The sequence below is a fragment of the uncultured Nocardioides sp. genome (genome assembly GCF_902805925.1).
GTDB lineage: Bacteria > Actinomycetota > Actinomycetes > Propionibacteriales > Nocardioidaceae > Nocardioides.
The window spans coordinates 1-4,418 of sequence record NZ_CADCUP010000184.1 but is presented as its reverse complement, the minus strand read 5'-3'; the positions used below and the strand labels follow the sequence as shown (position 1 = coordinate 4,418).

The 4,418-nt window shown below is 76.6% G+C and carries 5 protein-coding genes; 1 reads left to right on the top strand and 4 read right to left on the bottom strand.

Going from position 1 to position 4,418, the window contains the following annotated elements; genetic code table 11:
- The 4 genes from QZX64_RS13430 to ssd all read right to left on the bottom strand — a co-directional run.
- Nucleotides 1-220: hypothetical protein (locus QZX64_RS13430; RefSeq protein ID WP_295660762.1), on the bottom strand; the 220-nt coding region annotated here is incomplete at its 3' end.
- Nucleotides 214-996 (bottom strand): type II secretion system F family protein, encoded by a 783-nt coding sequence (locus tag QZX64_RS13425; RefSeq protein ID WP_295660760.1) that lies wholly within the window; start codon nt 994-996, stop codon nt 214-216. The genes QZX64_RS13430 and QZX64_RS13425, both read right to left, overlap by 7 nt.
- Nucleotides 993-2,132: a TadA family conjugal transfer-associated ATPase gene (locus QZX64_RS13420; RefSeq protein ID WP_295660758.1), complete on the bottom strand. Its 1,140-nt coding sequence runs from the start codon at nt 2,130-2,132 to the stop codon at nt 993-995. Before QZX64_RS13420 ends, QZX64_RS13425 begins: the two co-directional genes overlap by 4 nt.
- Nucleotides 2,129-3,202: a septum site-determining protein Ssd gene (ssd, locus tag QZX64_RS13415; protein WP_295660756.1), complete on the bottom strand. Its 1,074-nt coding sequence runs from the start codon at nt 3,200-3,202 to the stop codon at nt 2,129-2,131. The genes QZX64_RS13420 and ssd overlap by 4 nt, the downstream gene beginning before the upstream one ends.
- 154 nt (nt 3,203-3,356) lie before the next feature.
- On the opposite strand from ssd, the gene QZX64_RS13410 reads away from it, so the two are divergent.
- Nucleotides 3,357-4,154: an HAD family phosphatase gene (locus tag QZX64_RS13410; protein WP_295660754.1), complete on the top strand. Its 798-nt coding sequence runs from the start codon at nt 3,357-3,359 to the stop codon at nt 4,152-4,154.
- Nucleotides 4,155-4,418 lie beyond the last annotated feature (264 nt).

Below are 4,418 nucleotides of genomic sequence, written 5' to 3'. Positions count from 1 at the left end.
CCGCGGCGGCGAGGCCGCCGAGTACGCCGGGCCGGCCGCCGAGGAGGGTCCATACCCCCAGTCCGGCGCCGGTGGACCACAGCAGGCGCGAGGCGCTCCACCGACCCGTCGTCGGCGCCGCCGGCGGGGGAGCCGGCGCCACGGCGGGCGACGCCCGGGCCGGCCGGGGCCACAGGGCACAGGCCGCGCCGGCCAGCAGCACCGCGGCGGCCGTCAGCACCGGCGCTCCACGTCGTCGGCGATGGCCTCGATCCACCAGAGACCGAGGAAGCCGAGGGAGAGGCCGGCGCCGAGGCATGCCAGGCCGACGGGTGTTCCGAGGAGGAATCCCCACGGTGACGAGCCGGGCACCGTGCCGCCGCCCACCACCAGCGCCAAAACCGGCAACGCCGCCAGCAGCCGGGCGGTGGCCCGGGCGGACGCGAGCTCCGACTCCACGACACGGCGGGTGGCCGCCGCGCCCCGCAGGCCCCGGGCCACCCGGGCCAGCGCCTCGCCCAGGCCTCGTCCGGACCGGTGCGACACCTGCCAGGCGGCGGCCAGGACCAGGGCGTCGTGCGCCCCCGGGTGCCGTGCCAGCGAGCGCCATGCCTCCGGCACGTCGGCACCGAGGTCGTGGCTGCGCAGCACCGGTGCGAGGTCGGGCCAGACGCGCACCGCCCGGCCGAGCGCCGTGGCCGGTGGCTGCCCGGCGGTCAGCTCGGAGGACAGGACGCCACAGGCCTCGAGCAGGCTGGCCTGACGGCGCCGGGCCTCCAGCCGCCTCCTTCGCCGGCGCACGAGCGCTGCAGCCATCGCCAGGACACCCGCGCCGACGAGCAGCAGCACCAGGTGGCCCGGGTCGGGATGCAGCAGGACCGCGGCACCGCCGACGACGACGGCCACCACGACGAGGACGGGCCCAGCGGCCGGGGCGGTGCTCGTCCCCCGGAGCGCGCACGCCGCCGCGGCTCCGGCCATCAGGGCGGTGAGCAGGACGGCGGGGTCGCCGGTCACGCGGCCAGCCGGTCGGCGAGGAGGTCGGCGCCGTCACCCCACCGCGGCGCTCCGGCCGCCGGGAAGTCCACGACCGCGACCATCGTGACGAGCCCGTCGTCACGCACCCGCGGAACCGCCACCTGTGCCAGCCGGCGACGGCCGTCGGGAGCGCGGGCCACGTGGAGGACCACGTCGACCGCGGCGGCGAGCTGGCTGTGGGCTGCCGCGCGCCCAAGCCCGGCGGCCAGGGCCAGCGCCTCGATCCTGGCCGGCACCAGGGTGGCCGCACTGGCGTGCAGGGTGCCGCAGCCACCCTCGTGGCCGGTGTTGAGGGCCGCGAGCAGCTCGACGACCTCGGCGCCGCGGACCTCCCCGACCACCAGTCGGTCGGGCCGCATGCGCAGGGCCTGCCGCACCAGCACCTGCAGGTCGATCGCGCCGGCCCCCTCCACGTTGGGCGGTCTCGACTCGAGGGCGACGACGTGGGGATGGTCGGGCCGCAGCTCGCTGGCGTCCTCGACGAGCACGAGGCGCTCGGCCGGGGGCACCAGCGCCAGCAACGTGGCCAGCAGCGTCGTCTTGCCCGAGCCGGTGCCGCCGCTGATCAGGAAGGCCAGCCGCCGCGCCACGACGTCGCCCAGCAGTCGGGCGCCCACGTCGGTGACCGAGCCGGCCGCGACGAGGTCGTCGAGGGTGAACGGTCGCACGCGCGGCACCCGCAGCGAGATGAGCGTGCCGGGGCGGGCCACCGGCGCCAGCACGGCGTGGAAGCGGGTGCCGTCGGCCAGCCGCACGTCGCAGCACGGGCTCGCGTCGTCGAGGCGGCGACCGCCGGAGGCCGCCAGCCGCTGGGCCAGGCGGCGTACGTCGCCGTCGGCGGGGAAGCGCACCGTGGACAGCTCCAGGCCCGCACCGCGGTCGACGTAGACCGCGTCGGGCCCGTTGACGAGCACGTCGGTGACCTCGTCGTCGCGCAGCAGGGGCTCGAGGGGCCCGGCGCCCAGCAGCTCTCGCCGCAGCGTCTCGTGCACCGAGCGGACGGTGAGGTCGCCGACCGGTCGGCCGGCGGAGCGCAGCGCCGCCGCCACCCGGTGCGGGGTCAGCTCGCCCGGCTCCCGCGCCAGCCGGTCGCGGACCAGCTCGACGTCGTTCATGCTGCACGGGCCGGGTCCGCGGCCTCGGCGAGGAGCACGGCGACGGCGCGGGCCAACGGCCCGCGAGCGGACCGCAACGGTCCGAGGCCGAGCTCGACGGCCTCCTCGACGCCCCGCTGGTCTCCCATCTCCGCCAGCACGGGCAGCCCCACGGCGGCGGCCACCTCGTCCGGGGCGATCGCCCGCGGGACGCGGCGCAGCACGAGACCGGCCCGGGCTCCGCGCGGCCACGCCGCGGCGAGGCGGACGGCGCTGGCCACGCCGGCCAGCGAGGGCCGCACCACGACCAGCAGGAGGTCGCAGCGGCCGACCACCTCCTCGACGCAACCGGACGGGCCCCGGGGGAGGTCGACCACCACGGCGCCGTGCCCGCGCTGCGCCGCGGCCACCGCCTCCTGCAGCGTGGACGCCGGGAGGGTCGCGGTGTCGCCGGTGGCCCAGGTGAGGGCTCCGACGCCGTGCCGACGTGGCACCGCCTCGCGCAGCGAGGCGGCGCTCAGCCGCCCGGCCCCGACGCGCAGGTCGTCCCAGTGGATGCCGCCGAGGTCGTCGAGACCTAGCACCCGGTCGACCCCGGGGCCGTGCGTGTCGGCGTCGACCACGAGGGCGGGACCCGCGCGGCCTGCCGCCTGCCCGAGGGCGCAGGCCAGCGTGGTGGCGCCCGCACCTCCCGAGCCGCCGACTACGCCGATCACCACCCCGCGCCCGGCGTGGGGGTCGACGAGGTCGGCGAGCTCCTCGCTCAGCCAGCCCGAGGACCGGGGCAGCTCCACCACGCTCGTCGCGCCCACGGCCACGGCGCTGCGGAAGAGGTCGTCGTGCTGCCAGGCCTCCCCCAGCGTGGCTACGTGGGCGTGCTCGCGCCGGGCGGGCGCGGCCGCAGCCAGCGCGGCGACGAGGTCGGCGCCGACCACGACCAGCGGGGCGGTCGACCACCGCCGCAGCGCCTCCCCGACGTCGCCGGCGACCACGGCGGTGACGCCCGCCCCCGCGGCCAGCGGCTGCAGGACGTCGAGCAGCGCCGGGTCGGCGGTGGCGAAGAGCGGGGACGCGGTGCGTGGCAGGTCCATGCCGCCACCCTGCCGACCCGCCCGGACGCCGGGCGGTAGGCAGCCGGAGGCCTGTGGATCATCGTCGTGCCGACCGGGTTGTGGACGGTCAGCGGCCCGGGCCGGTCCTGCCGATCGCCCGGTACGACGGCCGGCGGCGTCCTACGCTGGGGGCATGACGGGCCGCGAAGCAGCGTTCTTCGACCTCGACAAGACGATCATCGCCAAGTCGAGCACGCTGGCCTTCAGCAAGCCCTTCCAGGCCGGCGGCCTGATCTCCCGACGCGCGGTCCTGCGGTCGGCGTACGCACAGTTCGTCTACCTCGTCGGCGGCGCCGACCACGACCAGATGGAGAAGATGCGGCAGTTCATGTCGCAGCTGTGCGCCGGCTGGGACGTCGCCACGGTGCGCGAGATCGTCGCCGACACCCTGCACAACATCGTCGACCCCCTCGTCTACGACGAGGCGGTGAGCCTGATCGAGGAGCACCACCTCGCCGGCCGCGACGTCGTCATCGTCTCCACCAGCGGCGCGGAGGTCGTCGGCCCGATCGGGGAGATGCTCGGCGCCGACCACGTGGTCGCGACCCGCATGGAGATCGAGGACGGCCGGTACACCGGCGGGATCGCCTACTACGCCTACGCCGAGGAGAAGGCCCGCGCGATCCGCGAGCTGGCCGACCTCCGCGGCTACGACCTCGACCGCTCCTACGGCTACAGCGACTCGGTGACGGACGCCCCGATGCTCGCGGCCGTCGGCCACCCGCACGCGGTCAACCCCGACCGGGAGCTGCGGCGCGTCGCGGTGGCCGAGGGCTGGCCCGTGCTGGTCTTCACCAAGCCCGTGGCGCTGCGCAGCCGGGTGCCACTCCCGCCCGCCAAGCCCGCGCTCGCGGCCCTCGCGGTGGGCGGTGCCGTGGCGATGGGCCGCTACCTCTGGGCGTCGTCCCGGCGGCGCAAGGACACCGCCTGACCGTGCATCGGGGGGGAAATGTCAACCCTTGATCGGGCCGGGGATGCGGCGTACAACTGAGTCAAGAACAACACAGAGGTGCACGTGAGTGCGGAACCCACGCGGCGATCTACCCATCCGATTGGGCGCGAGTCCTCGGGTCTCCCGGGGCAGCAGTTAGATGTTGCACGCCTGGTAGCCAGCGCTCACGTGCCAGCGGCGGCACTCGACCCCTACGCGGGCCGGGTGCCGCTCTCTTGTGCACCTCACAGGTCGGCCGGCGAG